The organism is Rhodococcus sp. HM1 (genome assembly GCF_023218075.1).
In the GTDB taxonomy this organism is placed as follows: domain Bacteria; phylum Actinomycetota; class Actinomycetes; order Mycobacteriales; family Mycobacteriaceae; genus Rhodococcus.
Window position 1 is genome coordinate 1 of the sequence record NZ_JALPTB010000060.1, and the last position, 24,085, is coordinate 24,085.

Annotated in this window: 24 protein-coding genes; 16 read left to right on the forward strand and 8 right to left on the reverse strand. The window is 70.0% G+C overall.

Features of this window, described 5'->3' with window-relative positions; genetic code table 11:
* Positions 1–1,181: NAD(P)/FAD-dependent oxidoreductase (locus M1M07_RS24835; protein ID WP_248675883.1), on the forward strand; the 1,181-nt coding region annotated here is incomplete at its 5' end.
* 61 nt (positions 1,182–1,242) lie between these two features.
* Positions 1,243–2,019 (forward strand): glutamate racemase, encoded by a 777-nt coding sequence (locus M1M07_RS24840; protein ID WP_248675884.1) that lies wholly within the window; start codon positions 1,243–1,245, stop codon positions 2,017–2,019.
* 4 nt (positions 2,020–2,023) lie between these two features.
* Here M1M07_RS24840 and M1M07_RS24845 read toward each other — a convergent pair whose 3' ends face one another.
* Together M1M07_RS24845 and M1M07_RS24850 are read right to left on the reverse strand one after the other, a co-directional pair.
* Positions 2,024–2,659 carry a TetR/AcrR family transcriptional regulator gene (locus M1M07_RS24845; protein ID WP_197257253.1) on the reverse strand — a complete coding sequence of 212 codons (636 nt, stop codon included), beginning with the start codon at positions 2,657–2,659 and terminating at the stop codon, positions 2,024–2,026.
* Between the two features lie 79 nt (positions 2,660–2,738).
* Positions 2,739–3,101, reverse strand: a complete 363-nt coding sequence (locus M1M07_RS24850; protein WP_197257255.1) for an SPW repeat protein — start codon at positions 3,099–3,101, stop codon at positions 2,739–2,741.
* A 208-nt stretch (positions 3,102–3,309) separates the two neighbouring features.
* On the opposite strand from M1M07_RS24850, the gene M1M07_RS24855 reads away from it, so the two are divergent.
* Positions 3,310–4,035 (forward strand): DNA alkylation repair protein, encoded by a 726-nt coding sequence (locus tag M1M07_RS24855; RefSeq protein WP_197257257.1) that lies wholly within the window; start codon positions 3,310–3,312, stop codon positions 4,033–4,035.
* Positions 4,036–4,079: 44 nt separating this feature from the next.
* Here the strand turns inward: M1M07_RS24855 and M1M07_RS24860 are convergent, their stop codons facing one another.
* Entirely contained in the window at positions 4,080–5,135 is a 1,056-nt protein-coding gene (locus M1M07_RS24860; protein WP_248675885.1) for a ferredoxin--NADP reductase, read from the reverse strand.
* 384 nt (positions 5,136–5,519) lie between these two features.
* Between M1M07_RS24860 and mdo the strand changes: the two genes are divergently transcribed.
* The 11 genes from mdo (at position 5,520) to M1M07_RS24915 (ending at position 17,052) form a co-directional block, all read left to right on the forward strand.
* Entirely contained in the window at positions 5,520–6,791 is a 1,272-nt protein-coding gene (gene mdo, locus M1M07_RS24865; RefSeq protein WP_248675886.1) for an NDMA-dependent methanol dehydrogenase, read from the forward strand.
* 100 nt (positions 6,792–6,891) lie between these two features.
* On the forward strand, positions 6,892–7,947 hold the full coding sequence (locus M1M07_RS24870) for a MoxR family ATPase (protein WP_197257259.1): 1,056 nt from the start codon (positions 6,892–6,894) through the stop codon (positions 7,945–7,947).
* A 10-nt stretch (positions 7,948–7,957) separates the two neighbouring features.
* Positions 7,958–9,475: a VWA domain-containing protein gene (locus M1M07_RS24875; RefSeq protein WP_248675887.1), complete on the forward strand. Its 1,518-nt coding sequence runs from the start codon at positions 7,958–7,960 to the stop codon at positions 9,473–9,475.
* 114 nt (positions 9,476–9,589) lie between these two features.
* A complete protein-coding gene (locus M1M07_RS24880) occupies positions 9,590–9,832 on the forward strand; it encodes a hypothetical protein (protein WP_197257263.1) in 243 nt (80 codons plus the stop codon).
* A gap of 54 nt (positions 9,833–9,886) precedes the next feature.
* Positions 9,887–11,845, forward strand: a complete 1,959-nt coding sequence (ggt, locus tag M1M07_RS24885; RefSeq protein ID WP_248675888.1) for a gamma-glutamyltransferase — start codon at positions 9,887–9,889, stop codon at positions 11,843–11,845.
* The gene (locus tag M1M07_RS24890; protein WP_248675889.1) at positions 11,842–12,735 is read left to right on the forward strand and encodes a UDP-N-acetylglucosamine-transferase; all 894 of its coding nucleotides are present in this window, start codon (positions 11,842–11,844) and stop codon (positions 12,733–12,735) included. The genes ggt and M1M07_RS24890 overlap by 4 nt, the downstream gene beginning before the upstream one ends.
* The gene (locus tag M1M07_RS24895) at positions 12,732–13,346 is read left to right on the forward strand and encodes a 2OG-Fe(II) oxygenase (RefSeq protein ID WP_248675890.1); all 615 of its coding nucleotides are present in this window, start codon (positions 12,732–12,734) and stop codon (positions 13,344–13,346) included. Before M1M07_RS24890 ends, M1M07_RS24895 begins: the two co-directional genes overlap by 4 nt.
* Positions 13,347–13,357: 11 nt before the next feature.
* Complete coding sequence (locus M1M07_RS24900; protein WP_248675891.1) at positions 13,358–13,636, forward strand: hypothetical protein; 279 nt, start codon at positions 13,358–13,360, stop codon at positions 13,634–13,636.
* 169 nt (positions 13,637–13,805) lie between these two features.
* Positions 13,806–14,999: an iron-containing alcohol dehydrogenase gene (locus tag M1M07_RS24905; RefSeq protein WP_248675909.1), complete on the forward strand. Its 1,194-nt coding sequence runs from the start codon at positions 13,806–13,808 to the stop codon at positions 14,997–14,999.
* Positions 14,996–16,390 (forward strand): histidine kinase, encoded by a 1,395-nt coding sequence (locus M1M07_RS24910; protein ID WP_308200846.1) that lies wholly within the window; start codon positions 14,996–14,998, stop codon positions 16,388–16,390. The genes M1M07_RS24905 and M1M07_RS24910 overlap by 4 nt, the downstream gene beginning before the upstream one ends.
* The gene (locus M1M07_RS24915) at positions 16,387–17,052 is read left to right on the forward strand and encodes a response regulator transcription factor (protein ID WP_248675892.1); all 666 of its coding nucleotides are present in this window, start codon (positions 16,387–16,389) and stop codon (positions 17,050–17,052) included. Before M1M07_RS24910 ends, M1M07_RS24915 begins: the two co-directional genes overlap by 4 nt.
* A gap of 50 nt (positions 17,053–17,102) precedes the next feature.
* Here the strand turns inward: M1M07_RS24915 and M1M07_RS24920 are convergent, their stop codons facing one another.
* On the reverse strand, positions 17,103–18,335 hold the full coding sequence (locus M1M07_RS24920; protein ID WP_248675893.1) for a lipase family protein: 1,233 nt from the start codon (positions 18,333–18,335) through the stop codon (positions 17,103–17,105).
* A gap of 209 nt (positions 18,336–18,544) precedes the next feature.
* On the opposite strand from M1M07_RS24920, the gene M1M07_RS24925 reads away from it, so the two are divergent.
* Together M1M07_RS24925 and M1M07_RS24930 are read left to right on the forward strand one after the other, a co-directional pair.
* Positions 18,545–19,450: an ABC transporter ATP-binding protein gene (locus M1M07_RS24925; protein WP_248675894.1), complete on the forward strand. Its 906-nt coding sequence runs from the start codon at positions 18,545–18,547 to the stop codon at positions 19,448–19,450.
* The gene (locus M1M07_RS24930) at positions 19,447–21,108 is read left to right on the forward strand and encodes an anibiotic ABC transporter (RefSeq protein ID WP_248675895.1); all 1,662 of its coding nucleotides are present in this window, start codon (positions 19,447–19,449) and stop codon (positions 21,106–21,108) included. Before M1M07_RS24925 ends, M1M07_RS24930 begins: the two co-directional genes overlap by 4 nt.
* Before the next feature lie 5 nt (positions 21,109–21,113).
* On the opposite strand, the gene M1M07_RS24935 is transcribed toward M1M07_RS24930, so the two are convergent.
* The 4 genes from M1M07_RS24935 to mftR all read right to left on the reverse strand — a co-directional run bounded on the left by M1M07_RS24935 (position 21,114) and on the right by mftR (position 23,988).
* Positions 21,114–21,839 (reverse strand): haloacid dehalogenase type II, encoded by a 726-nt coding sequence (locus M1M07_RS24935; RefSeq protein WP_248675896.1) that lies wholly within the window; start codon positions 21,837–21,839, stop codon positions 21,114–21,116.
* Between the two features lie 78 nt (positions 21,840–21,917).
* A complete protein-coding gene (locus M1M07_RS24940; RefSeq protein ID WP_248675897.1) occupies positions 21,918–22,535 on the reverse strand; it encodes a GyrI-like domain-containing protein in 618 nt (205 codons plus the stop codon).
* A gap of 17 nt (positions 22,536–22,552) precedes the next feature.
* Positions 22,553–23,362, reverse strand: coding sequence for a mycofactocin oligosaccharide methyltransferase MftM (mftM, locus tag M1M07_RS24945; RefSeq protein ID WP_248675898.1), 810 nt, complete (start codon positions 23,360–23,362; stop codon positions 22,553–22,555).
* The gene (gene mftR, locus M1M07_RS24950; RefSeq protein ID WP_197257283.1) at positions 23,359–23,988 is read right to left on the reverse strand and encodes a mycofactocin system transcriptional regulator; all 630 of its coding nucleotides are present in this window, start codon (positions 23,986–23,988) and stop codon (positions 23,359–23,361) included. Before mftR ends, mftM begins: the two co-directional genes overlap by 4 nt.
* Between the last annotated feature and the right edge of the window lie 97 nt (positions 23,989–24,085).

Sequence of the window (24,085 nt, forward strand, 5' to 3'; positions counted from 1 at the left end):
GCGGGACGGGGAGGGTCGTCGTCGTCGGCGCCGGTCTGGCCGGGGTTCGGACCGCCGAGGAGCTGCGGCGGGCCGGATTCGACGGTGAGATCGTCCTGGTCGGTGCGGAGCCGCACCTGCCCTACGACCGCCCGCCGCTGTCGAAGGACGTGATCCGCGGCGAACGCGAGGACACGACGCTGCGGCCGCGCGAGTTCTTCGACGAGCAGCGCATCGACCTGCGGCTCGGCGTCGCGGTGGAGTCGCTCGACGACGCCGCGCGCACCGTCGCGCTGGCCGACGGCACCTCGCTCGGCTACGACGAGCTGGTCGTCGCGACGGGTCTGCGTCCCCGCCGCATCCCCGGCCTGCCCGAGCTCGCCGGAGTGCACGTGCTGCGGTCCGTCGAGGACAGTGTGGGTCTGCGCGCCGACATCCGCCCCGGCGGCACGGCCCTGATCGTCGGCGCCGGTTTCATCGGCTGCGAGGTCGCGGCGAGCCTGCGGGCGTGCGGCATGGACGTCGTGCTCGTGGAGCCGCAGCCCACACCGCTCGCGTCGGTGCTCGGTGCCGAGGTCGGCGGGTTCGTCGAGCGCCTGCACACCGCCGAGGGTGTGGACGTGCGCTCCGGGGTCGGGCTCACCGAGCTGCGCGGCGACGACCGGGTCACCGGCGCGGTCCTCGGGGACGGCACCGAGGTCGCGGTGGACCTGGTGGTCCTCGGTATCGGATCGGTCCCGGTCACCGAGTGGCTGGACGGTTCGGGTGTGACCGTCGACAACGGCGTGGTGTGCGACATCGTGGGCCGCACCTCCGCCGATCACGTGTGGGCGGTCGGCGACGTCGCGTCCTGGCAGCTGCCCGAGGGCGGCCGGAAGCGGGTCGAGCACTGGACGAGCGCAGGGGAGCAGGCCGCCGTGCTCGCGAAGGCGCTGCTCGGCGCCGACGGCGACCGGGCTGCTCAGGTCCCGTACTTCTGGAGCGACCAGTACGACGTGAAGATCCAGGGTCTGGGCGCGGTGTCGGCTCAGGACACCGTGCACGTGGTGCACGACGACGGCCGTAAGTTCCTCGTCTACTACGAGCGGGACGGCCGACTCGTCGGGGTGGTCGGCGGTGGTCTGCCGGCCCGGGTGATGAAGACGCGCGCGAAGATCGCGGCGGGTGCTCCGATCGAGGAGATGCTCGCACCGACCTCGTGATCGGGCACGTCCTGTGCCCGCCCCCGCCCGCCGCATCGGCGTCGCGCGCTAAATTCGTACGGTGATCGTTGCGCTCATCGACTCGGGATTCGGTTTGCTGCCGACCTCGGCGTGGCTGCGCCGATTGCGGCCCGACCTGGATCTGATGCTGTCGATGGACCCGGCCGGAGCGCCGTGGGGCCCGAAGCCGCGGGACTGGGTGATCGAGCGGGTCGTCACCACCGCGCGGCGCGCGGTCCGGCGCGGCGCCGACGTGGTGGTGCTGCCGTGCAACACCGCCTCGGTCACCGCCCTCGACGAGGTCCGCCGCGACCTCGGCGACGGCGTTCCCGTGGTCGGCACGGTCCCGGCGATCAAACCGGCCGCGGCGGTGTGCGACTCGGTGGCGATCTGGGCGACCGCCGCGACCACCGCCAGCAGCTACCAGGCCGATCTCATCGCGCAGTTCGCGAACGGCAGCGAAGTCGTCGGCGTCGCGTGTCACGGGCTGGCCGACGCCATCGACCGCGGCGACCGGGCGGGCGCCGCAGCGGCCATCGCCTCCGCGGTCGAGCGCACCCCGGCCGACGTCAGCGGGGTCGTGCTCGGCTGCACGCACTATCCGCTGGTCGCCGACTCGATCGCGGCGCAGCTGCCCGCCGGTGTGCGGTTGTTCGACAGCGCCGAGGCCGTCGCCCGCCAGACCCTGCGCCGCATCGATGCGCTCGGCCGGGAGGATCGCGGAGCGGGCCGCGTCGAGGTGTTCCTCAGCGGTGAACCGGGAGCGTTGCCGGCGGGGGCCCGGGCCTTCGAAGCCGGGAGGATCCTGCTCGCCCCCGCCGGTGACGCCGTCGGCTGACCGCTCATCCGAACGAGAGCTTCCCCATTCCGGTCATCCCGGCCGCGATGACCCGGGCGACGGTACGCAGGTCCTCGCGGTTGCGGGGCAGTCCGTCGAGGTCGAGCCACCGGTCGGTGCTGGCCGCCGAGAACATCGCGGACACCCACGCGGTCGCGCAGGCCCGCAGGGTGCCCGGCTGCACCGGGCCGGGGGCGCTGGCCTGCAGCAGCCGCACGGTGATGTCGTGCAGGTGCGAGCGCAGCCGGTACAGGTGGGACCGGATGTCCGGATGGGTGTCGGCCTCGCGCCAGATGATCACCCGCAGCACCGACGACCGGTGGTCGCGCAGGTTCAGCGCGGTGTCGAGGTTCACGAGGCTGGCGGCCGGGTCGCCGGGTTCGACCAGCGCGTTCACGTCGTCGATGGGTTCGGTCGGCATTCGTTCGGCGACGAGTGTTTCGAGAATGGCCTCCTTGGTCGGGAAGTAGTAGAAGATCAGGCCTTTCGGCACGTCTGCCGCCGCAGCGATGGACGCGGTGGCGGTTGCGTCGAAACCGTGGGTCGCGAACAGCTTTTCGGCGGCATCGAGGATGCGGGTGCGGGCCTCGCCGTCCTGTTGCGGGCGGCGCCGGCGTCGCCGGGGAACGTGTGTACTCACCTGCGCACCACCTTCGGTGATCCGAGAGGGGGCGAGGGCACGTCGGCCGCTCGCCCCGGGTCCCGGTATCAGGTGCGGATCAGTGATGGGTCGCCAGTCCGCCTCCGTGCATGCGAGCGTTCATGACAGGCAGGGCCGCGACGGCGACGACGACGGTGAGAACACCGACGATCCACGCGGTCCACGAGGCGCCCGTGTACTCGGTGTATCCCAAGACCCAAGGGGACAGGAACATCAGCACACCGAAGACACCCATTGCGTAGTCGATCGCGGCCATCGTCGGCCGTGCGATCTGCGCAATGCCGCACAATGCGACCAGCACACCGAGAACGATCAGCGACCACATGGCCGCGTCGTTGGTGTCGAGCCACAACGGCGACAGGGCGGCGAAGACGCCCAGAACCACGGCCACATAGTCCTGCAGCCGGCTGTCGGAGAACATGGTGAGCCTCCTCGTGAGAGTGTGTCCTTCCGTCTTTCGGTATAGGTCTGATCGACCGGTCGGTCAAGATGTCCGACGGTTGCGGTGCGGTAACGCTGCGTCCCAGTTCAGGGCGTGTTTTTGCCGAATCGTCATCTGACGGTCGGCGGGCGTGACAACGGCCCGGATCCGGGAGGGCGCCGGTGCGGACGCCGTACTCTCGTCAGCCGTGACCGATGAGAAGAGCACCGAGGACGTGCGGGTCGCGCTCGACGCCCTCGCCGACCCGGCCGCGGCCGCGCACCTGCGCCGGTTCTTCAAGACCGGACCGGGCGAATACGGGGAGGGCGACGAGTTCCTCGGGCTGCGGGTCCCGCAGACACGGGCGGTCGTCCGCCGCTTCCGGACATTGCCGATCGCCGAGGCGCGGGCCCTGCTCGACAGCCCGATCCACGAACACCGCCTGGCGGGACTGCTGATCCTCGCCGACCGGTTCGCCCGCGACCGCGACGCCCGGGACCGGATCGTCGAGTGCTACCTCGACGCACTGAACCGCGGTCGCGTGAACAACTGGGATCTGGTCGACTCGTCGGCGGACCGCATCGTCGGCGAATGGGTGCGCGAGCATCCCGACCGGGCCGGGCTGCTGACCGAACTCGTCGACGACCCGGACCTGTGGCGCCGCCGGGCCGGGCTGCTCGCGACCTTCGCGTTCGTCAAGGCAGGGGAGGCCGAACCGACGCTGACGCTGGCCGCGCGAGTACTCGACGACCGGCGGGACCTGATCCAGAAGGCGACCGGGTGGATGTTGCGGGAGGTCGGCAAACGCGTCGACCGCGCGCTGCTGGTGAGTTTTCTCGACGTCCACGCCGCGGCGATGGGCCGCACCGCGCTGAGCTACGCGACCGAGCACCTCGAGCCGGCCGAACGGGCCCGGCTGCGGGCACTGCGCTGAGCCGGCGGACACCCGGGCGCCCGCCGTCTCAGCGCTTCAGCGTGTCAGAACTGGATCTTGAGGTTGTCGCTGACCGGCTTGGCCTGGCAGCCCAGGATGTAACCGGACTCGATGTCCTCGGGGTCGAGGATGTCGCAGTGCTCCATCTCCACCTCGCCCTCGAGGACGGTGCACGCGCACGAACCGCACTCGCCTTCCTGGCACGAGTAGGGCACGTCGATGCCCTTCGCGAGCATGATGTCGACGAGCGTCTGCTTGCGCGGCCACGTCAGGGTGTGGGTCTCGCCGTCGAGCTCGACCTCGACGGTCGCGGCGTCGGCGGCTTCCTCGTCGCTGACCTCGACCGGCGCGACGTCGGCGAACGGATCACCGGCGAGCGAGTTGAACACCTCGGCGTGGACCCGGCTGCGCTCCATGCCCGCGGCGTGCAGCGCGGCGTGCACGGTGTCCATGAACGGGCCGGGGCCGCACATGAACGCCTCGTACCCGGTGTACGGGGCGGCGAGCGCGGCGAGCTGGTCGGCCGTGGGCAGGCCCTGCACGGATTCGAGCCAGTGCACGACGGTCAGGCGCGTCGGGTACTTGTCGGCCAGGGCGCGCAGTTCCTCGGCGAAGATGACCGACGATTCGTCGCGGTTGGCGTAGACGAGCACGACGCGGCCGCTGCCCTGGGTCAGGGCCGACTTGAGGATCGAGATGACCGGGGTGATGCCGCTGCCGGCGCCGAACAGCAGGAAGTCCTGGTCGAGCGATTTCGGGGTGAACACGCCGGACGGCGGGAGCACCTCGATGCGGTCGCCGGCGGAGATCTTGTCGCACAGCCAGTTCGAGCCGTAACCGTCGACGGTGCGCTTGACGGTGACCTTGGGAGAGTCGTCGGTGAACGGCGAGCTCGCGAGCGAGTAGCAGCGTGCCACCGAGCCGGTGAGGTCGCTGGGGATGCGCAGGGTGAGGAACTGCCCGGGCTTGTACGCGAACTTGTCCCGCAGCTCGGCGGGTACGTCGAAGACCAGCGAGCGTGCGTCGGACGTCTCCTCGATGACGGCTGAGACGGTGAGAACCACCGATCGTGAGCCGTGCGGCACCTCGACTGTCGTCATGGGGTGTTTCGTCCTCTCGTCGTGCAGGCTGCGCTTTCGAACAGCTGGGCCTCGGAACAGCCGGGCCTTGAACATGTGGTGCGGTCGCCGTCCGCCCAGCCGAACCAATCTAGAACGTGTTCTAGTTCAAGGGTAGCAGCCGGACCTGGCGACAAGGAAACGGTACCGGGCACCCCGCGGGGTCGACCTCGTCGCATCCCGGTCGGCGGGACATGCACCCTGCCCGACCGGGTAGGTGGCCGCACTCGACCGGACGGCTTCGGCGCGCAAACCGGACGGTTCCGGCCGGTAGCCCTTCACCGGCGGGCGGGCGTCGGCCACGGTGGACCCCGGATGAGATGTGGGTCACAACCGTGAGCCACCCGGCGACCGAGGAGAGACACGATGGCCATCGAGCTCAATCAGATCTGGGACTTCCCGATCAAGGAGTTCCATCCGTTCCCGCGCGCACTGATGGGTGTGGGCGCACACGACATCATCGGTGTCGAAGCCAAGAACCTCGGATTCAAGCGTGCCCTGCTGATGACGACGGGTCTGCGCGGCTCCGGCATCATCGAGGAACTGATCGGCAAGATCGAATACCAGGGGGTCGAGGTCGTCCTCTACGACAAGGTCGAGTCCAACCCCAAGGACTACAACGTCATGGAGGCCGCCGCCCTCTACCAGCAGGAGAAGTGCGACTCGATCATCTCCGTCGGCGGCGGCTCGAGCCACGACGCCGCCAAGGGCGCACGTGTCGTCATCGCCCACGACGGCCGCAACATCAACGAGTTCGAAGGCTTCGCGAAGTCCACGAACAAGGAGAACCCGCCGCACATCGCCGTCTCCACGACCGCCGGCACCGGCTCGGAGACGTCCTGGGCGTACGTCATCACCGACACCTCCGACATGGATCACCCGCACAAGTGGGTCGGCTTCGACGAGGCCACCATCGTCACCCTCGCCATCGACGACCCGCTGCTGTACTACAGCTGCCCCCAGCACTTCACCGCCTACTGCGGCTTCGACGTCCTCGCCCACGGCTCCGAGCCGTACGTTTCGCGCCTGGACTTCGCGCCGTCGCTGGGCAACGCGCTCTACTCGATCGAACTGGTCGCGAAGAACCTGCGCGAGGCCGTCTTCGAGCCGCGCAACCTCAAGGCCCGCGAAGGCATGATGAACGCCCAGTACATCGCCGCGCAGGCGTTCAACTCCGGCGGTCTGGGCATCGTGCACTCGATCTCGCACGCCGTGTCCGCCTTTTTCGACAGCCACCACGGCCTCAACAACGCGATCGCGCTGCCTCGCGTGTGGGAGTACAACCTGCCCTCGCGTTACGAGCACTACGCGCGCATCGCGACCGCGATGGGCGTCGACACCCGCAACATGACGACCGTGCAGGCCGCCGACGCCGCGGTCGAGGCCGCGATCCGGCTCGCCAAGGACGTCGGGATCCCCGACAACTTCGGGTCCGTGCGCACCGACTCGTACGAGAAGAACCAGATGAACACCAAGAAGTACGCGGGTCGCGGCGACACGATCCGCGGCGACGAGAAGACCGTGCGCGCCATCTCCGAGCACATCCAGGGCGACTGGTGCACCCCCGGCAACCCGCGCGAGGTGACGGTCGAGTCGATGATCCCGGTCGTCGACCACTGCATCAACCGGTCCTACTGACCCTGCATCCACCGGTCCGACGGACCGACCGATCTCGCGCCCGGGGCGGCGTTCCCCTGCCCTGCCCCGGGCGCGTTCTCACCGCGCGACAGGAGTACCGATGACCGCCTTCGCCGACAGTGCCGCACTGAAGGACGCGCTGCGCCGCCACGACTACATCGCCGACGACGAATTCGCGGTCGTCGTGCACCTGGCCACCGTCCTCGACCGGCCACTGCTGCTCGAAGGACCCGCCGGGGTCGGCAAGACCGAACTCGCCAAGGCCCTCGCCGCGGCCGGCGGACGCAAACTCGTGCGCCTGCAGTGCTACGAGGGCCTCGACGACAGCCGTGCCCTGTACGAATGGGACTACGCCAAACAGTTGCTGCACGTGCAGATGCTGCGCGACCGCATCGGCGACCGGCTCGCCGCGTACCCGGACCTCGCCGACGCCTCCCGCTTCCTCGCCGAGCAGGACTTCGGGCTGTACTCCGAGAGCTTCCTCGCCGTCCGCCCGCTGCTCGAGGCCGTGATCTCGCCCGAGCCGGTGGTCCTGCTCGTCGACGAGGTCGACCGCACCGAGGAATCCATGGAAGCGCTGCTGCTCGAGATCCTCGCCGAACGGCAGATCACCATCCCCGAGGTCGGCACGTTCACCGCACGCTCCGCGCCCTGGGTGATCCTCACCTCCAACGACACCCGCGAACTGTCCGCCGCGCTCAAACGCCGCTGCCTGCACTACCACGTCGGTTACCCGACGCCCGAACGCGAACGCGAGATCGTCACCGCCCGCGCTCCCGAGGTGCCGGCCGCGACCGCCGCGGAGGTCGTCGAATTCGCTCGTACCCTCCGCGAGATGCCGCTGCGCAAGAGCCCGTCCATCTCCGAGGTCATCGACGCCGCCCGCGCGGCCACCGTCCTGAGCGCGCACGCCGGGGACGGCTCGATCCGGCACGTGCGCGACGTCCTGCTCGCGGCGCTGCTCAAGTACACCGGCGACGTCACCCTGGCCCGGACCCGGCTCGACGGCACACCGGACCCCGAGGAATCGGTCGCCGACGTGCCACCGGCCGAACGGGTCACGGTCGCGTCCCGGCCGGCGAACACCACCACCGCGGTGTTCCGCGGTCGCGGTGGGGGAGGGCGGGACACCGCCCGTGTCGGCGCGAGGCGGTGACACCGTGCGCGTGAGCGACCTCGACGCCCGCCGCCCCGCGTATCCGCTCGACGTGGTCGCGGCCGTGTTCGCGCGACTGCTGCGACGCCACGGGGTCGCCGCATCGCCCGCCGAAACCATCGAGATACGAAGGGTTCTCGGCCTCATCGGTGCCCACGACCGCGACGTCCTGCGCGCGGCGCTGCGGGCGGTGTGCGCGAAGTACGCCCACGAACAGGCCGGGTTCGACCGTGCCTTCGACGCCCTGTTCCTCACCACCGTCCCCGACGCCGGCGGCGACGACAGCCGGCCCCTGCGCGCGCAGTTCGCGGAATCCCTGCCCGCCGCACTGGAAATCGACGACGAACAGCAACTCGCCCGCTACGCGGAGTACAACGAGCGCGCCGCGGAGGTCGGCGACCTGTTCGACACCCCCGAGGCGGACAAGGGGTTCAACCCCCACAAGGACGACGACGATGTGTCGATGACCTCGGCGGACGCGGATCTGTCCGTCGACACCGGCGCCGATTCGGGGCGCCGCGGCGTCACCTACACCGTCGACGTCGACCGGGCCGCGACCGCGACGGTCGGCGACCTGTCGGCGAATCCCGGTGCGGCCGTGTCGGGTTCGCTGTCGTGGGACGATCCGACGTCGATCCTGGCGTGGCTCGACGCCTACGATCCGCACCGCGCCTACGGCGGCGACACCGCCGACGAACAGCTCACCGAGGCACAACTGAACCGGCTCGTCGAGGCCGTCGAGGCGTTCGTCGCGGCGCTCGCGCAGACCGTCGAAGCGCCGGCGGACGATCCGTCCGAGGCACCGGTCGACCCGACCGCCGCGCACCGCGCCGAGATCGACCTGGCCTGCCACGAGGTGCTGCGCCGCATGCGCGGCCCGGCCCGTCCCCGGCCGCGCGAGCGGGCCCGCGGCCGCCTCGACCTGCGCCGCACCGTCCGCGGATCGATGCGCACCGAGGGGGTGCCGTTCCACCTTGTCGTCCGCTCACCCCGGCCGGACCGGGTGCGGCTGCTCGTCCTCGCCGACGTGTCGCTGTCGGTGCGGCCGGTCACCGCGTTCACGCTGCGTCTCGCCCAGGCGATGCACGGCCGGGCGCACCGGTGCCGCGTCGTCGCGTTCGTCGACCGGCCCGTCGAGGTGACACAGCAACTGCTCGCCGGTGGCGGCGACGGCGCGCTGGCACGGGTACTGGCACACCCGGCCGTGGACCTCGAGGCGTCGAGCGACTACCGACGGGTCTTCGACGAACTGCTCACCGACCACGCCGGTCTCCTCGATGCGCGCACCTCGGTGCTCGTCGTCGGCGACGGTCGCTGCAACGGCCTGCCCGCGCGCGCCGACCGGCTCGCGGACCTGCGCCGCCGCGTGCACCGCCTGGCCTGGATCACCCCGGAACCGGAACGGTACTGGCAGCAGGCGACGTGCGCGATGCCCGACTACGCGGAGGTGTGCGACCGGGTCGTGGTCGCCCGCGACGGCGCGCAACTGCTCGACCGCGCCGCCGAACTCGGCCACGCCCTGCGCTGACCCCGCCGCATTCCGGGTGAATGTGCCCCTCATCCGGTTTCGGGTACGGGGGACCGGTCCGGGGGATACGGTGCAGGCACACCCTGGTACACCAGTTGGGCGGGGGGAATTGCGATGACCGACCGCACAGTGGCCGAGCGAGCGGAGTCACTGCGGCACGACCTCGGTGCACTCGACCGGCGGGTCGGCGACCTCGTCGAGTCGCTCGAGGTATTCGACCGGGAGGACATGCACGGGGCCGGCGAGTCCGCGCGGCGGGAGATGCTGGACCTGCTCAGCGACGCCCGTCTCGATCTGCACGCCGCCCGCGACCACATCGAGAGGCTGGTCCGGTACGCTGCCAAGTTCGATCTGTGAGCGTGCGCGCCGATCCGCCCCGGCGACCGGCCGGCCGCTGTTAGCGTCGAACGGGTGAGGACGCCAGCCGAGGTCCGCCCGGGTGTCCGGGCCGCAATCGCCGTGGTGGCCGCCGTTGGAGTGCTCGGAGCGTGCACGTCGGCGGTGGGCGACGCGCAGGACACCTCCGCGGCGTGCACCGCGGCACCGAACGGCACACCGCTCACGGCACCGCCGGCGCCGCAGGAAACCGATCGCGACCTGTCCACCAACCCGGAGATCGCCACCGGATATCGCGACGGGATGGTCGCGGTGAATGCCGGAGAGTTCGCGGTCTCGACCGCCAATCCGATTTCGACGGAGGCGGCGTGCGAGGTGCTGCGCGACGGCGGCACCGCAGCGGACGCGCTGGTCGTCGCCCAGGCCGTGCTCGGTCTGGTGGAGCCGCAGTCCTCGGGTATCGGGGGCGGCGCGTTCCTGATGTACTTCGACGCGGCGACCGGGCAGGTCCAGGCGTACGACGGCCGGGAGACCGCGCCGGCAGCGGCCACCGAGAACTATCTGCGCTGGATCAGCGACACCGACCGCACCGAACCGCAGCCCGACGCCCGCGCCAGCGGCCGTTCCATCGGCGTGCCCGGCGTGCTCCGGATGCTCGAGGACGTCCATCGCGACCACGGAAAGACCGACTGGGCGCAGCTTTTCGAACCGGCGGTGACGCTTGCCGACGACGGTATCGAGATCAGCGATCGGCTCGCGCAGTCGATCGCGGACTCCGCCGCCGACCTCGCGCGGGACGAGGCGGCCGCCGCGTACTTCCTCGAAGCGGACGGCGCTCCCAAGACCGAAGGCACCGTGCTGACCAACCCGGCGATGAGCAAGACCCTCGGGGCGATCGCCGCCGGTGGGGCGGACGCCTTCTATACCGGTGCCATCGCGACCGCGATCGTCGACGCCGTCGACACGACCTCCGGCGGGCGGACCCCCGGAGAGATGACCGTCGACGACCTCGCCGGGTACCGGGCGAAGCAGCGAACCGCGCTGTGCACCCCCTACCGGTCCTACGAGATCTGCGGGATGCCGAACCCGTCGTCCGGCGGCATCGCGGTCGCCGCGACCCTCGGCATCCTCGAGAACTTCGACCTGTCGGCCTTCCCGCCGGCCGACGTCGACGCGAACGGCGGTGTCCCGGACGTGGAGGCCGTCCACCTGATCGCCGAGGCCGAACGGCTCGCGTACGCGGATCGCGACAAGTACGTCGCGGACTCCGATTTCGTGCCGCTGCCCGGTGGCTCACCCGAGACCCTGCTCGACGAGACCTACCTGAAGGAACGGGCCGCGCTGATCGACCCGAACCGCAGCATGGGCACCGCCCGGCCCGGTGACTTCGGGCCCGTCCCGATCGGGGCACCACCGCAGGTCCCCGAGCACGGCACCAGTCACATCTCCGTCGCCGACCGCTACGGGAACGTCGCCGCGATGACCACGACCATCGAATCGGCGTTCGGTTCGTTCCACATGGTCGACGGATTCCTGCTGAACAACCAGCTCACCGACTTCGCGGCCGAGCCGGTCGACGAGACCGGCACGCCGGTCGCGAACCGGGTGGAGCCCGGCAAGCGACCGCGCAGTTCGATGTCGCCGACCCTCGTGTTCGAGCGCACCCCCGACGGCGCCCGCGGCGCACCGGTGCTCGTGACCGGCTCGCCCGGCGGCTCGGTGATCATCCAGTTCGTGGTGAAGACCCTGGTGAACATGCTCGACTGGGGTCTGGACCCGCAGCAGGCGGTGTCCGCCGTCTCGTTCGGCGCCGCGAACACCCCGGTCACCGGTGTCGGAGGGGAACATCCCGCGATCGACGGGTCCGACGACGGCGCCCACGACCCGCTCGTCGCCGCCCTGCGCGAACGCGGGCACCAGGTGTCGGTCGCGCCCCAGTCCAGCGGCCTCAGCGCACTGTGGCGTACGGACACCGGCTGGGTCGGCGGTGCCGATCCGCGCCGGGAGGGCGCGGTCATGGGTGCCCAGGGATGACGCCGGCACCACCCGGGTGGCCGGGAGGTTGCCGCGAACCGGCGCTCTACGTGCAGGTACCGGCCTATCGGGATCGGGAGCTCGGGCCCACCCTGCGGGACCTGTATGCGCAGGCAGCGCACCCCGAGCGGCTGCGGGTCCGGGTCATGTGGCAGCGGACCGAGGACGACGTGCTGCCCGACGACGTCGTGGCGCTTCCCGGGTTGGAGATCGACGAGATCGCGGCGAGCAGGAGCGAGGGCTGCAACTGGGCTCGACGACGATTGCAGGGTGCGTGGAAGGACGAGCCTTACACCCTGCTGATCGACTCCCACCACCGATTCGCCGCCGGCTGGGACGAAACGGCGGTGGGGATGCTGGAAGGACTGCGCGCGGCCGGGATCGCGAAGCCGATTCTCACGGGGTATCTGCCCGCGTACAGTCCGGACGACGACCGCTGCCGGGGGATGCGCCCGCTCCGGATCTATCCGTACCTGCGCGACCGAGGTGTGCTCACCCGGCTGCGGGGTGCGGCAATGCTGGGCTTCCCGGAACTCGGGGCTCCCGCCCCCGCGGACTTCGCGTCCCTGCACTTCCTGCTCGCCGCCGGCCGCTACAACAAGGAGGTGCGGTTCGATCCCGGGGTGTACTTCTTCGGCGACGAGGTGCTCACCAGCGTCCGGGCTTTCGCCGCCGGATATCGACTCTTCCACCCGCACCGGGTGATCGGTTGGCACGCGTACGAACGCGACACCCGGCGGACGCACTGGTCCGACCACGGCGGATACGACGAACGTCAGGAGCGATCGCTCGAGGCACTTCGGCGCTACCTCACCGGTGACGGCGAGGTCTCGCCCGTGGACGTCTCCGCATTCGAGTCACACGTCAACCTGACCCTGGTGACGTCATGATCGACACCGCTGTCACACTTCGCCCGGGAACGGTGACGTGCGTCGACGAGTTTCTCGACGCCGACGAGTGCGCCCTCATCGGCGACGATCTCCGATTCACCTATTGGCGGCCGAGTTCGGTGCTCCGCCGCGACGCCGAGGGGCGGCGATTCACCGGTCTTTCGATCGATCGCACCAGTTCGACCACCGACGAGACCTGGCTGAGCGACGAAGCGCGCGAACTGCTGAGGCGGGTCGAGGCGAGACTGGCCGCCGACTTCGGTGTTCCCGCCGATCGTTTCGAACCCTGGCAGATCGTGCGGTACCGGGCGGGAGAGCGCTTCGAGGAGCACCACGACAGCGGCTTCTTCTCCGGTGACCGGTGGGGTGAACGGTCGGTGTCCGTGCTGATCTACCTCAGCGACTCGCAGTCGGGGGGAAGCACCTGGTTCCCGGTCCTCCGAGAACGATTCCGGCCGCGCGCCGGGAGACTGCTCGCCTGGCCGAATCTCCTGCCGGACGGATCCGTCGATCAGCGGATGCGGCACACCGCGCGGCCTGCCCGGCGAGTCAAGACGATCCTGACCACGTGGGTGCGTGAGGCGCCGACGACGACGAATCCCGCCGAGTGAGAGGTAGCGCCGTGGCTGTGTCGGACCGAGAACGTCGCGTAGTTCAGCAGATCATCAGGGAACACGGCCCGACCCTGGACCTGATCGCACATCCGGAGGTCCTGGTCGAGATCATCCGCAAGTGGGCATTCGACCTGGTCGAAGTGCCCGATGGTGGCCTACCGGGCGGTGTGGGGCCGGTGAATCCCCCGACGAGCCACGTCGAAGGCCCGGAACTGGAGGACGTTCTCAGGGCGATCCTGGCGGTGGGCCGGAAGGTCGACAAGATCAGCCGCAGGCTCGGCGACTGAGCCCGAGGCCGCTCCCGACTTCGCCGGTACCTACCCGATCGGGTAGGTACCGGACCTACCCGTCGACCCGGTGCCCCGGCCGCCCACCCGGCCTACGCTCGAAGGACCGTAAGCTGGATCACACGCCGCAATCGCCGGGGACGTCAGGAGTGCTGCAGTGGCCGTCGCCATACCGGAACGTCGAACCGAATCGGGGAACGCCGGAAGGGAGACGCCCACGCCGGCGAAGTTCCATGCCCCCGAGATCGTGTTCGGTGCCGGATCCCTCGCCGAGGCCGCGCACGCGACCGTGCGCCTCGGCGGCAGCCGGCCGATGCTCGTCACCGATCCGGGACTCGTCGAGGCCGGATGGGTCGACGAACTGCGCCACCACCTGGACGAACAGGGCCTGGCCCCGGTCGTGTGGAGCGAGCTGACCCCGAATCCGAAGGACTTCGAGGTTGCCGCCGGTCACGAGCTCTACCGTGCCGAAGGCTGCGACGTGCTGGTCGGGCTCGGCGGTGGCTCGGTGATCGACGCCGCCAAGGGCATCGCCGTGCTCGCCGCGAACGGCGGCAGCATCCTCGACTACGAGGGCGTGGACCGGGCACCGCTGCCGATCCCGCCGATGGTGATGGTGCCGTCCACCTCCGGCACCGGCGCGGACGTGTCGCAGTTCTGCGTCGTCACCGACACCACCCGCAACACCAAGATCACCATCATCGGCCGGTCGCTGGTGCCCGACCTGACCGTCATCGACCCGCGGCTGCTGACCACCATGCCCGACGACCTGAACGCGGCGACCGGGCTCGATGCGCTCACCCACGGCATCGAGGCGTTCGTCTCCCGCGCCCACAACCCGCTCACCGACCATCACGCGCTGCGGGCCGTCGCGATGGTCACCGGCACCCTCGTCCACACCATCGACGACCCCCACGAGATGACGCACCGCACCGCCATGGCCCAGGCCAGCCTCGAGGCCGGCCTGGCGTTCACCAACGCGATCCTCGGCGCGGCGCACGCGATGAGCCACCAGGTCGGCGGCCTGCTCGACCAGCCGCACGGCGTCATCAACGGGGTGCTCCTCCCGCACGTGATCCGATTCAACGCCGCCGCCGACCCGGCACCGTTCGCGGCGATCGCCGCGGCCCTCGGCCTGGACGAGCACCGCGGCCCCGCACAGGAGGCCGCCCTCGCCGTCGCCGACCGCGTCGAACGACTCGCCCGCGAGGTCGGGGTGCCGCGCGGACTGCGGGAACTCGGTGTGCGAGAACAGGATCTGACCCGCCTCGCCGAGGGTGCCCTGCGCGACGCGTGCATGTCCACCAACCCGCGCGCGGCGACCCACGAACAGATGGTCGCGCTGTTCCGGGCGGCGTTGTGAATCCCGCTGCCCCGGACCTGTCCCAGCTCACCGGCCTGCGGTCGGGCAAGCCCACGTTCTACCCGCAGTATCGCGGCGCCGCCGAACGTCTCGAACGGGTCGTGCACGCCCTCGAACTCATCTCGCGGGCGCTCGTGCGCACCGTCGAGGGACCCGAAACGCTGATCTGCGCGGTCGCGGAGGCCGCCCGGGCACACCTGAGCGCCCGCTGGGTGGTGTTCGCGCTCGCCGACGGCATGCTGCCCGACGCCGGACCCCGCCGGCTCGTGCTCGGACCGGACGCGACGCCCTTCCTCGTCGACAACGTCGAGGGCCCACCGCTGCCCGACGAGGTCGTGCGCTGCCTCGACGACATCCGCGGCGGCAGCGTCGACCGGGATCCGGTCGTCGAGGGCCATCACGCGTTCGTGCCGATCGTGCTCGGCGGTGGTGTCGCCGGGGCGATCGCGGCGTGGACACCGGAGCATCGGACACTCGACGCCACCGACCGCGCGGTGCTGTCCATCCTGGCCAGCCAAACCGCTGTGGCCCTGCAGAATTCGGCCCTCTATCAGCGGGGCCAGCTGCTGCTCGAACGCGCCGAGGAAGCCTACCGGGAAGCGAACCGGGCCGCCGCCGACCTGCAGTCACGCAACGCCGAACTCGAAGCGACCCTGCGCGAACTGGAACGGACCCAACGGCAACTCGGTGCCGCCCACCGGCAACAGGCACTCGACGACGAACGGCACCGCATCGCGCGCGAACTGCACGACAGCGTCACCCAGGCCGTGCTGTCGGCGGGCATGCAGATCGAGGTGTGCCGCAGCGACATTCCCGACAGCGAACGCGCCGGACGTCTCGACCTGGCAAAGGAATTGACACGCCGCGCCGTCGAACAGCTGCGGTCGGCGATCTACGCGCTCAACCATCCGTCGGACGCGGATCGGTCGTCGCTGCCGGAGATGCTCGAGCAACTGCGGGTCGCGCACACCCCCGGCGAACTCGACATCGTGATCCGGGTCGGCGGCACTCCCGTCGAACTGTCCGGCGACGTCGAGCACGCGTTGCTGCGGATCGCGGGGGAGGCGCTGTTCAACGCGGTCGTGCACGCGAACGCGACCCGCGCCGTCCTGCGGCTGACGTACGGACCCGAGTCGGTGCTGCTCTCGGTCGCCGACGACGGCGACGGTGATCCCGCCCGCATCCGGGTGATGTTGCGGCTGGCCGCCGGCAGCGACTTCGACGGCCGGCACCGCGGCCTGGCGAACATGCAGGCGCGTGCCCACGAGTTCGGCGGCCGGCTCGAGGTGCGCCGCGCCCGAATCGGGGGAGTCCGGGTAGCGGTGCGCATCCCCATTCCGAAAACCGTTCCGCAGGAAGAGGATGCGGCGAGAACAGGAGAACAGCAATGACGGTGCCACCGCCGCGGACCCGCCGGGACACCGTGAGGATCGTGCTCGTCGACGACCATGCGATCCTCCGTCAGGGGCTGCGGTCGATCCTCGACCGGGAACCCGACCTCGAGGTCGTCGGGGAGGCGTCCTCGGAGAACGAAGCGCTCGTACTCGTCGACCGGATGCGCCCCGACATCGTCCTGATGGATCTGAAGCTCTCGGCCGGGTCGGACTACGAGGGGCTGACCCTGTGCAGCCAGTTGTCCGCTGCCCACCCCGGGCTCGGGCTGCTCGTGCTCACCACGTTCCTCGACGAGCAACTCGTCGTGCGGGCCGTGCACGCCGGCGCGCGCGGCTACGTCGTCAAAGACGTCGACACCACGGAACTGGTCCGCGCGATCCGGGCCGTCTCGCGAGGCGAGAGCGCGTTCGACTCGCGCAGCGCCGCGGCGGTGGTGCGCACGCTCAGCGGAAAGGTCCCGCAGACCGAACAGCTCACCGACCGCGAACTCGAGGTGCTGCGACTACTCGCCGCAGGACTGTCGAACGCGAAAATCGGTGAGCAGCTGTTCATTTCGGCCACGACGGTGAAGTTCCACGTGAGCAACATCATGCGCAAGCTCGGCGTCGGCCGCCGCGCCGAAGCGGTGTACGCGGCGAGCAAGCAGGGACTGATCTAACGCCTCGTGCGCGCTTTCGGCACCTCCCGCAGCCGAAAGCGCGCACGACGTCAGCACGTGCGAGGGGTTTCCTCGCCCGCGAAGCGCTTGGTCAGGAAGTCCATCGCCTGCCCGAGGCCGAGTACCGCCGCCGACATGTGGTCGGGGGTCGGGGTCTCGAGGCTCTGGACGTGCGCGCCCGCCGCGCAGTACCGGGCGAGCGTCGCGGTGATCGAATCGACCGGGATCAGCGCGTCGGTCGGGCTGTGCCATTCGAAGATCGGCATGGGGGGAACGCCGGGGTACAACTCGAGGCTGTTCTCGTCGACGACGGCCAGGGCGCCCGGTTCGTCGGTCAGCCGGCTGATCGGGCTGACCTGCGGCAGGCTGCCGCCCGCGCCGATCCGCAGGATGTCGTTGGTGCACGCGGCACTGAGGCCGTCACGCATCGCTTGCCCGGCGGGAGTGAGCCGTCCGCTGAGATCGATGCGGTCGGGGTATTCGCGTTCGAGCCCGAGGGCAGCGGCGAACGCCAGGCCGAACGCCGGATGCGGATCGGTGCCGATGCCGTCGGCCATCTTCCGCAGGTTCATCGGGACACCGCCCATCGCGGCTCCGACGATGTTCAGTTCCGGCGCGTAGGTCGGCGCGAGGGCGGCCGCCCACCCGGTGGCCATGCCGCCGCCGGAGTACCCGGCGAGCGTGACCGGGCTGTTCGCGACCTGCAGCTCCGGTGCCCGCTGGACCGCCCGGATGCCGTCGAGCGTGATCTGGCCGCCCAGCTTGGCGGCCCCGTACGCGCTGGTCGGTCCGAGATGGTCCGGGATCGCCACCGTCCAGCCTCGCTGCAGCGCGACGTTCAGGCCGACAGCCTCGCGGATCTCGAGGTTCGGATCGGTGGTCCACAACGTCTGCGACGGTGCGCACTGCGGTCCGAGTGCGTTGATCACGTGCTGGAACGACAGCAGCGGCCCGTCCGGTGCCTTGCCGACGGGAGCGAGCACCGTCGTCACCGCGGTGATCGGCTCGCCCTGTGAATTCGTGGAGCGGAAGCTGAGCTGCCAGGTGTCGGCCCCGGTGATTCCCGCCGGGGTCGGCATGCGCCGGATTCCGAGAACGTCACCCGGTGTGGAGGAGGAAGCAGCGGCGGCGGGCCGGTAGAACGGGTCGGCCGGCAGCGGCGGGTATACGGGTGCGGCGCCGGCCGGAGCGGTGGATGCGATGGTTGCGACCGCGGCTGCGACGCACACGGCCCCGGACAGAATTCCACGGCGCAGAATTCCACGGCGAACTCGGGTACCCACAGACAACCTCCACAGACGAACAACCCCGCCGACAGTGGCGGGAGACAACGATCCGTCGCATTATCGACCATCGATCACAGATAGTTACGAACGGGACACTGTGCCCTCGACTCGTTACGCAACAGAAACCATCGGCTCGCGCGGTACGAGAACCTCGTGCGGTTCCGAGAACCCGGCGACCGCTGCCACTCCCGAGTAGCCTCCCGAACATGACGAAGGCACTCTCCGTAGTTCAACTCGTCAAAACCTTCGGCTCGACCCGAGCCCTGGACGGCCTCGACCTCGAGGTGCGCGTCGGGGAGGTGCACGGCTTCCTCGGGCCCAACGGCGCCGGCAAATCCACCACTATTCGAATCCTGCTCGGCCTGCTCCGCGCCGATTCCGGTCTCGTGGAACTCCTCGGCGGAGATCCGTGGCGCAACTCCGTGGACCTGCACCGGCGGCTGGCCTATGTGCCGGGCGATGTGAACCTGTGGCCGAACCTGACCGGGGGTGAAGCCATCGACCTGTTGGCCGGTCTGCGCGGGGGCATCGACGAGCGCCGCCGGGCCGACCTGCTGGACAGATTCGAGCTCGATCCCACCAAGAAGGCCCGCACCTACTCGAAGGGCAACCGGCAGAAGGTCGCGATCGTGGCCGCCCTCGCCTCGGACGTGGAGTTGTTCCTGTTCGACGAACCCACCTCCGGGCTGGACCCGCTCAAGGACGAGGTGTTCCGGGACTGCGTGCGCGAAGCCGTCGCCGACGGCCGATCGGTCCTGCTGTCCAGCCATACCCTGTCCGAGGTCGAGGCCCTGTGCGATCGGGTCACGATCATCCGGCAGGGACGCACCGTCGAATCGGGAAGCCTGAGCGAGCTGCGGCACCTCACCCGCACCTCGATCCGTGCCGAAACGGCCCGTCCCGCAGTTGGTTTCGGTGATCACCCCGGCGTCCACGACCTGGAGATCGAGGGACTGCGCGTGCAGTGCGAAGTCGATACCGCCCAGCTCGACGAGGTGCTGCGCCGGCTGCTCGACTTCGAACTGACGTCCCTGACCTGCACCCCACCCACGTTGGAGGAGTTGTTCCTGCGGCACTACGGCGACGAGGTGCCCGGCGGGAGCGGACTGTGAGCACCGTCGCGACCGGCAGGCATCCGAGCCCGGCCTACGCCGGCACGGGCAGGCTGATCCGCCTGGCGCTGCGCCGCGACCGCGTGCAGATACCGGTGTGGCTGGTGGCGTTCGCCGTCGTCTACGCGATCTCGGTGGTGAGCCTGAAGGACCTGTACCCGACCGCGAACGACCTGCACCTGATCGCGGTCAGTTCCGCCGTGTCCCCGGTGGTGCTCGCCACCAACGGGCTGGTGTCGGGCGACAGTCTCGGTGCGGTCGTGGCCGCCCAGACGCTGCTGTTCCTGGCGCTCGCCGCCGGGCTGATGAACTCGATGATGGTGGTTCGGCACACCCGGCAGAACGAGGAGACCGGGCGGGCGGAACTGGTCGGCGCGGCCGTCGTCGGACGCCGGGCCATGCTCACCGCGGCGCTGCTGGTTGCACTCGCCACGGACGTCGTGCTGGCGGTGCTGCTCACGGTCGTCTCCGTCGCGTTGGGACTGCCCGTGGGTGGTTCGCTGGCGCTCGGAGCCGCGACGGGTGCCACCGGGCTCGCCTTCGCCGGTGTCGCTGCGGTGACGGCGCAGGTCGCCGAGGGATCCCGAGCCGCGAACGGGCTCGCGGGCGCCGCCCTGGGCCTGTCGTTCCTGCTGCGTGCGGTCGGCGACACCACCGGCAGCGTCGACGAGTCCGGGATCCGGGTCACCAGCGCGTGGCCGTCGTGGCTCAGCCCGATCGGCTGGGCGCAACAGGTCCGGCCGTTCGACGCCGACAAATGGTGGGTCTTCGCGATCTTCGCGCTGTTCGTCGTCGCGACCGTGTGGCTCGCCTACGCCTTGACCGGAAGGCGCGATCACGGTGCCGGACTCGTGCAGCCGCGCCCGGGCCCGGCCCGGGCCGCTCCGCGCCTGCCGACGGCTCTCGGATTCGCGTGGCGCATGCAGCGCACGACACTGCTGTGGTGGGCGCTGGGCATCGCGGTGCTCGCGGTGACGTACGGGAGCATTGCGGACGAGATGGACAACTTCCTCGACGAGGGCGGCGCGGTCGCCGACATGATGACGCAACTCGGCGGCGGCGCCGAGGCGCTCACCGATGCGTACTTCGCCGTGACCTTCCTGATGATGTCCTTCTTCACCGCCGCGTACGCGGTGCAGGCGGTGCTGCGGATGCACGGTGAGGAGAGCTCCGGCCGCGTGGAACCGCTGCTGTCGACCGCGCTCGGCCGAGCCCCGTGGATGCTGTCCCACGTCGTCGTGGTGGTCGTCGGAATCGTGGTCCTGCACGTGATTCTCGGTGTCGCGGTCGCGGTTCCGTACGGCATCGCGATCGGGGACGTCGGGGGACCGCTCGGCGAGCTGATGCCGGCTGCGCTCGCATTCGTCCCGGCCGTGCTGCTGGTCGCCGCGACGGCCGTCCTGTGCGTCGGCGCCTTCCCGGGACGCGCGGCGAGTATCGCGTGGGGCCTGTTCGTGGTGTGGGTGCTCATCGGCCAGATCGGGCCGCTGCTGAACCTGCCGCAGTGGGTGATGGATCTGTCGCCGTTCGTGCACGTGCCGGCGCTGCCGGCGGCCGAGCTGCGAGCCCTCCCGCTGGTCGTGCTCACCGTCCTGGCGGTCCTGCTCGCCGCGGCCGGCGTTGCGGCCCTGCGCCGCCGCGACATCGCCGTGCAGTGACCGGTTCACCCGTGCTTCGCGGCCCGGGCTGCCTCGGCGAACGCCTGCATGCCGGGAAATTCGGCGTCGAAGCTGTAGTCGCCGGACGGGACCGGGGTCGCGCCCTGGCCGGGCCGGTCGTGGCGGCGGTTGATCCAGACCGAGCGCAGTCCGTGGCGCTTGGCGGGCACGTGGTCGTGGAACAGCGACTGCGCGACGTGCAGCAGGCGGTCGCGGGGAATCTCCAGTTCGGTCAACGCGTCGTCGAGCGCCTCGAAGTGGTTCGGGGCGGGCTTGTAGGCGCCGACGTCCTGCGCGGTGATGATCCGGTCGAACGTGACCCCGAGACGGGCGTTGCTGCCCGCGAAGCCCTCGCGGTGCACGTTGGAGACGATGATGAGCGTGTAGTCCTGCGCCAGTGACGCCAGGGCCGCAGCGGAATCCGGGAACGCGGGCCAGTCCGGAACAGATGCGCCGAGCCGGGCCGCCCATTCGTCGGACACGTCGGCGCCGAGCGCCGCACCGGTACGACGGAACGCTTCGGCCAGGATCTGCGGGTACAGCGCGCCGGGCATGTCCTGTTCGGCGGTGGCCTCGCCGTCCCCGTACGCCAGGAGCAGGTCCTCGCCGGACACGTCGAGTCCGGCTTCGCGCGCCCACGGGGCCAGGACGGCGGTGAGGCCGGTCTCCCAGTCGATGAGCGTGCCGTAGCAGTCGAAACTCAGTGCGTCGAACTCCGAAAGATCCAGCATGGTTCTCCTTCTCAGCGGAGCGTCGTGTGGTGTGAATTGTGTTCGCGTGGCGGACACAATTCCACTCGGAACGGAGTCTCAGCGCGCGACCGGCTGCCGGAGGATCGTGCGCTGCTTCTGCGGCGCGATCTTCCGGAAGTCGCTGAGATAGATCTCGTGATGCTTGCCCGTCATGCGAAATCCGTTGCCGGGGACGAAGTCGTGATGCAGGCGGTCGAGCACGTCGGCCTCGTCGTCGAACGACCCGACGTGCAGTGTCTGCACGCACTTCCCTTCGGACAGGGTCTCGAGCCGCACGTTGTCGAGACGTGCCGGCCGGTTCTTCGCACCGGCCTGATCGACGGCAGCCGTGAACTCCTCCCGCCCGATCCAGTCCGGCACCATGACCATCAGGGTCCAGTTCCACTGTGACTTGTCCCGTGCCGACGTGAACGAGTCCATGTCCTCGGCCCACCACAAACCCTCGAGTGGCGGGACGACATAGTCGCGGCCGAGGTCCCGCTTGCTCGCGAACTTCACCTTGTACGCGACCGGATACAGTGCTTCGACGGCTTCGGCGAATGCCGGCGACGAATTCGGATCGCCGTGCCCGTCGATCATGAGGTACTGCATGTCCGGCACGTCGAGGACCCGGAACTGTCCGCGGACGGCGCGGTAGGTGTCGAGGGTCCTCTTGAAATCGACTTTCTCGGCCATTCCCCCTCCTCGGTGCGTCAGGATGCGTCGAGCACCAGCCACCCGCCGTGATGTTCGAACACCTCGAAGTCCCGGCCGGTGGATTCACCGAGCCGCGTCAGTGCGTCGAGGTCGAAGGTGCGTACGTGGCCGTGGCAGGCGGTGGCCGCGTCCTCGAACGGCACCGCGATCACCACCCGCTCCCGGGCGATCCGCAGCGCTTCGGCGACGACCGCGGCACCGATCGTGTCGTCGACGTGTTCGAGCAGGTGGATCGCCGTGACCGTGTCGGCGCTGTCGTCCGGGACCGGCACGTTCGCGGCGTTGCACACCAGGGTGTCGACGGGCAGGCCGAGGCGCGGGGCGACGGCGTCGAGCAGGGACATGGTGCCCGGAAGGATGTCGGTGGCGGTCACCTGAGCTCCCGCGCCGGCCAGGCGCAACGGCAGGAAACCGAAGCACGACCCGAGGTCCAGCACGCGACCGCGGACCAGTTCCGCGGCCTTGTCGTGGATGGGCGCGAAATCCGCTGTGCCGTCGAGAAGTTCACCCAGGGAGTTGTGGTAGTAGGTGACCCACGCGTCGAGGGGATCGGGGATCGTCGAACGCACCAGCCCGACCATCGTCAACTCGAACTCGTCCTGTCCGAAGTCGGTGTCCTCGATCGATGCGGTGACGCCGGCGACGAGCCGTTCGCTGAGATCGGCCGGTCCGAGCGAATGCGTCACGTGCAGGCGGCCGTCGTTGCGGCGCAACGTCAACGGGCCGGACTCGACGCGTTCGACCGTGACATGATCGTGCGTCCAGCGTCCGGGTGTGCAGGGGGCGAGGGAATCGAGCACGCTCATGACTGGGCCTCGTTCGGTGGGACGGCCGGGGAGTTCAGCCCACTGTAGAGGGTGCGCATCCCCGAGGCCAGCAGGTCGGGTAGTTCGGCGGAGTCGTCGGCGAGCCATTGTTCGTATGCCGAGACCGCCACGGCGAGCATGAGATAGGCGACGGTACGCGGGAAGTGATCGTCGGCCGAGGCGCCGGTCCGGGCGGCCACGAACTCGGCGATGACCCGCCGCCAGCCCTGGTACATCACCGACGAATACGCCTGCAGGGTCGGGTTGCGCAGGATCAGTTCCATGCGGGCGCGGTGTCGCTGCGCCTCGGACTCGGGGAAGGTGTTGAAGTCCAGCAGCGCCGACGCCAGGGCCTCGGCGAGGGGCATGTCCTCGGGAAGTGCGGACAGGTGGGCGCGCATGTGTGCGAGGTGCTCGTCGAAGTCGCCCCACGGCACCGCGTTCTTGGACGGGAAGTAGCGGAAGAACGTGCGGCGTGCGATCCCGGCGGCTTCGGCGATCTCGTCGACGCTGGTCTCGTCGAAGCCGCGTTCGCGGAACAGTTCGATGCCGACGGCGCTGAGTCCCTCCCTCGTGGTGGAGGGGCGCCGACCTGTCCGAGCGGACGGTTTCCGACGGCTACGCATGATTCCCTCGATCCATAGATGACATTCTGCACTCGATGCCATTACAGTGGTGAACCGAGTCACAACGCAAGACCGGTTGTGGCGTCGACTCCACACC

Excerpts from the sequence above, each read along its gene's own strand:
- M1M07_RS24850 (WP_197257255.1), bottom strand. The coding sequence starts at position 3,101 with ATGTTCTCCGACAGCCGGCTGCAGGACTATGTGGCCGTGGTTCTGGGC.
- M1M07_RS24860 (WP_248675885.1), bottom strand. The coding sequence starts at position 5,135 with ATGACGACAGTCGAGGTGCCGCACGGCTCACGATCGGTGGTTCTCACC.
- mdo (WP_248675886.1), top strand. The coding sequence starts at position 5,520 with ATGGCCATCGAGCTCAATCAGATCTGGGACTTCCCGATCAAGGAGTTC.
- M1M07_RS24870 (WP_197257259.1), top strand. The coding sequence starts at position 6,892 with ATGACCGCCTTCGCCGACAGTGCCGCACTGAAGGACGCGCTGCGCCGC.
- M1M07_RS24880 (WP_197257263.1), top strand. The coding sequence starts at position 9,590 with ATGACCGACCGCACAGTGGCCGAGCGAGCGGAGTCACTGCGGCACGAC.
- M1M07_RS24890 (WP_248675889.1), top strand. The coding sequence starts at position 11,842 with ATGACGCCGGCACCACCCGGGTGGCCGGGAGGTTGCCGCGAACCGGCG.
- M1M07_RS24895 (WP_248675890.1), top strand. The coding sequence starts at position 12,732 with ATGATCGACACCGCTGTCACACTTCGCCCGGGAACGGTGACGTGCGTC.
- M1M07_RS24915 (WP_248675892.1), top strand. The coding sequence starts at position 16,387 with ATGACGGTGCCACCGCCGCGGACCCGCCGGGACACCGTGAGGATCGTG.
- M1M07_RS24925 (WP_248675894.1), top strand. The coding sequence starts at position 18,545 with ATGACGAAGGCACTCTCCGTAGTTCAACTCGTCAAAACCTTCGGCTCG.
- M1M07_RS24935 (WP_248675896.1), bottom strand. The coding sequence starts at position 21,839 with ATGCTGGATCTTTCGGAGTTCGACGCACTGAGTTTCGACTGCTACGGC.
- M1M07_RS24940 (WP_248675897.1), bottom strand. The coding sequence starts at position 22,535 with ATGGCCGAGAAAGTCGATTTCAAGAGGACCCTCGACACCTACCGCGCC.
- mftM (WP_248675898.1), bottom strand. The coding sequence starts at position 23,362 with ATGAGCGTGCTCGATTCCCTCGCCCCCTGCACACCCGGACGCTGGACG.
- mftR (WP_197257283.1), bottom strand. The coding sequence starts at position 23,988 with ATGCGTAGCCGTCGGAAACCGTCCGCTCGGACAGGTCGGCGCCCCTCC.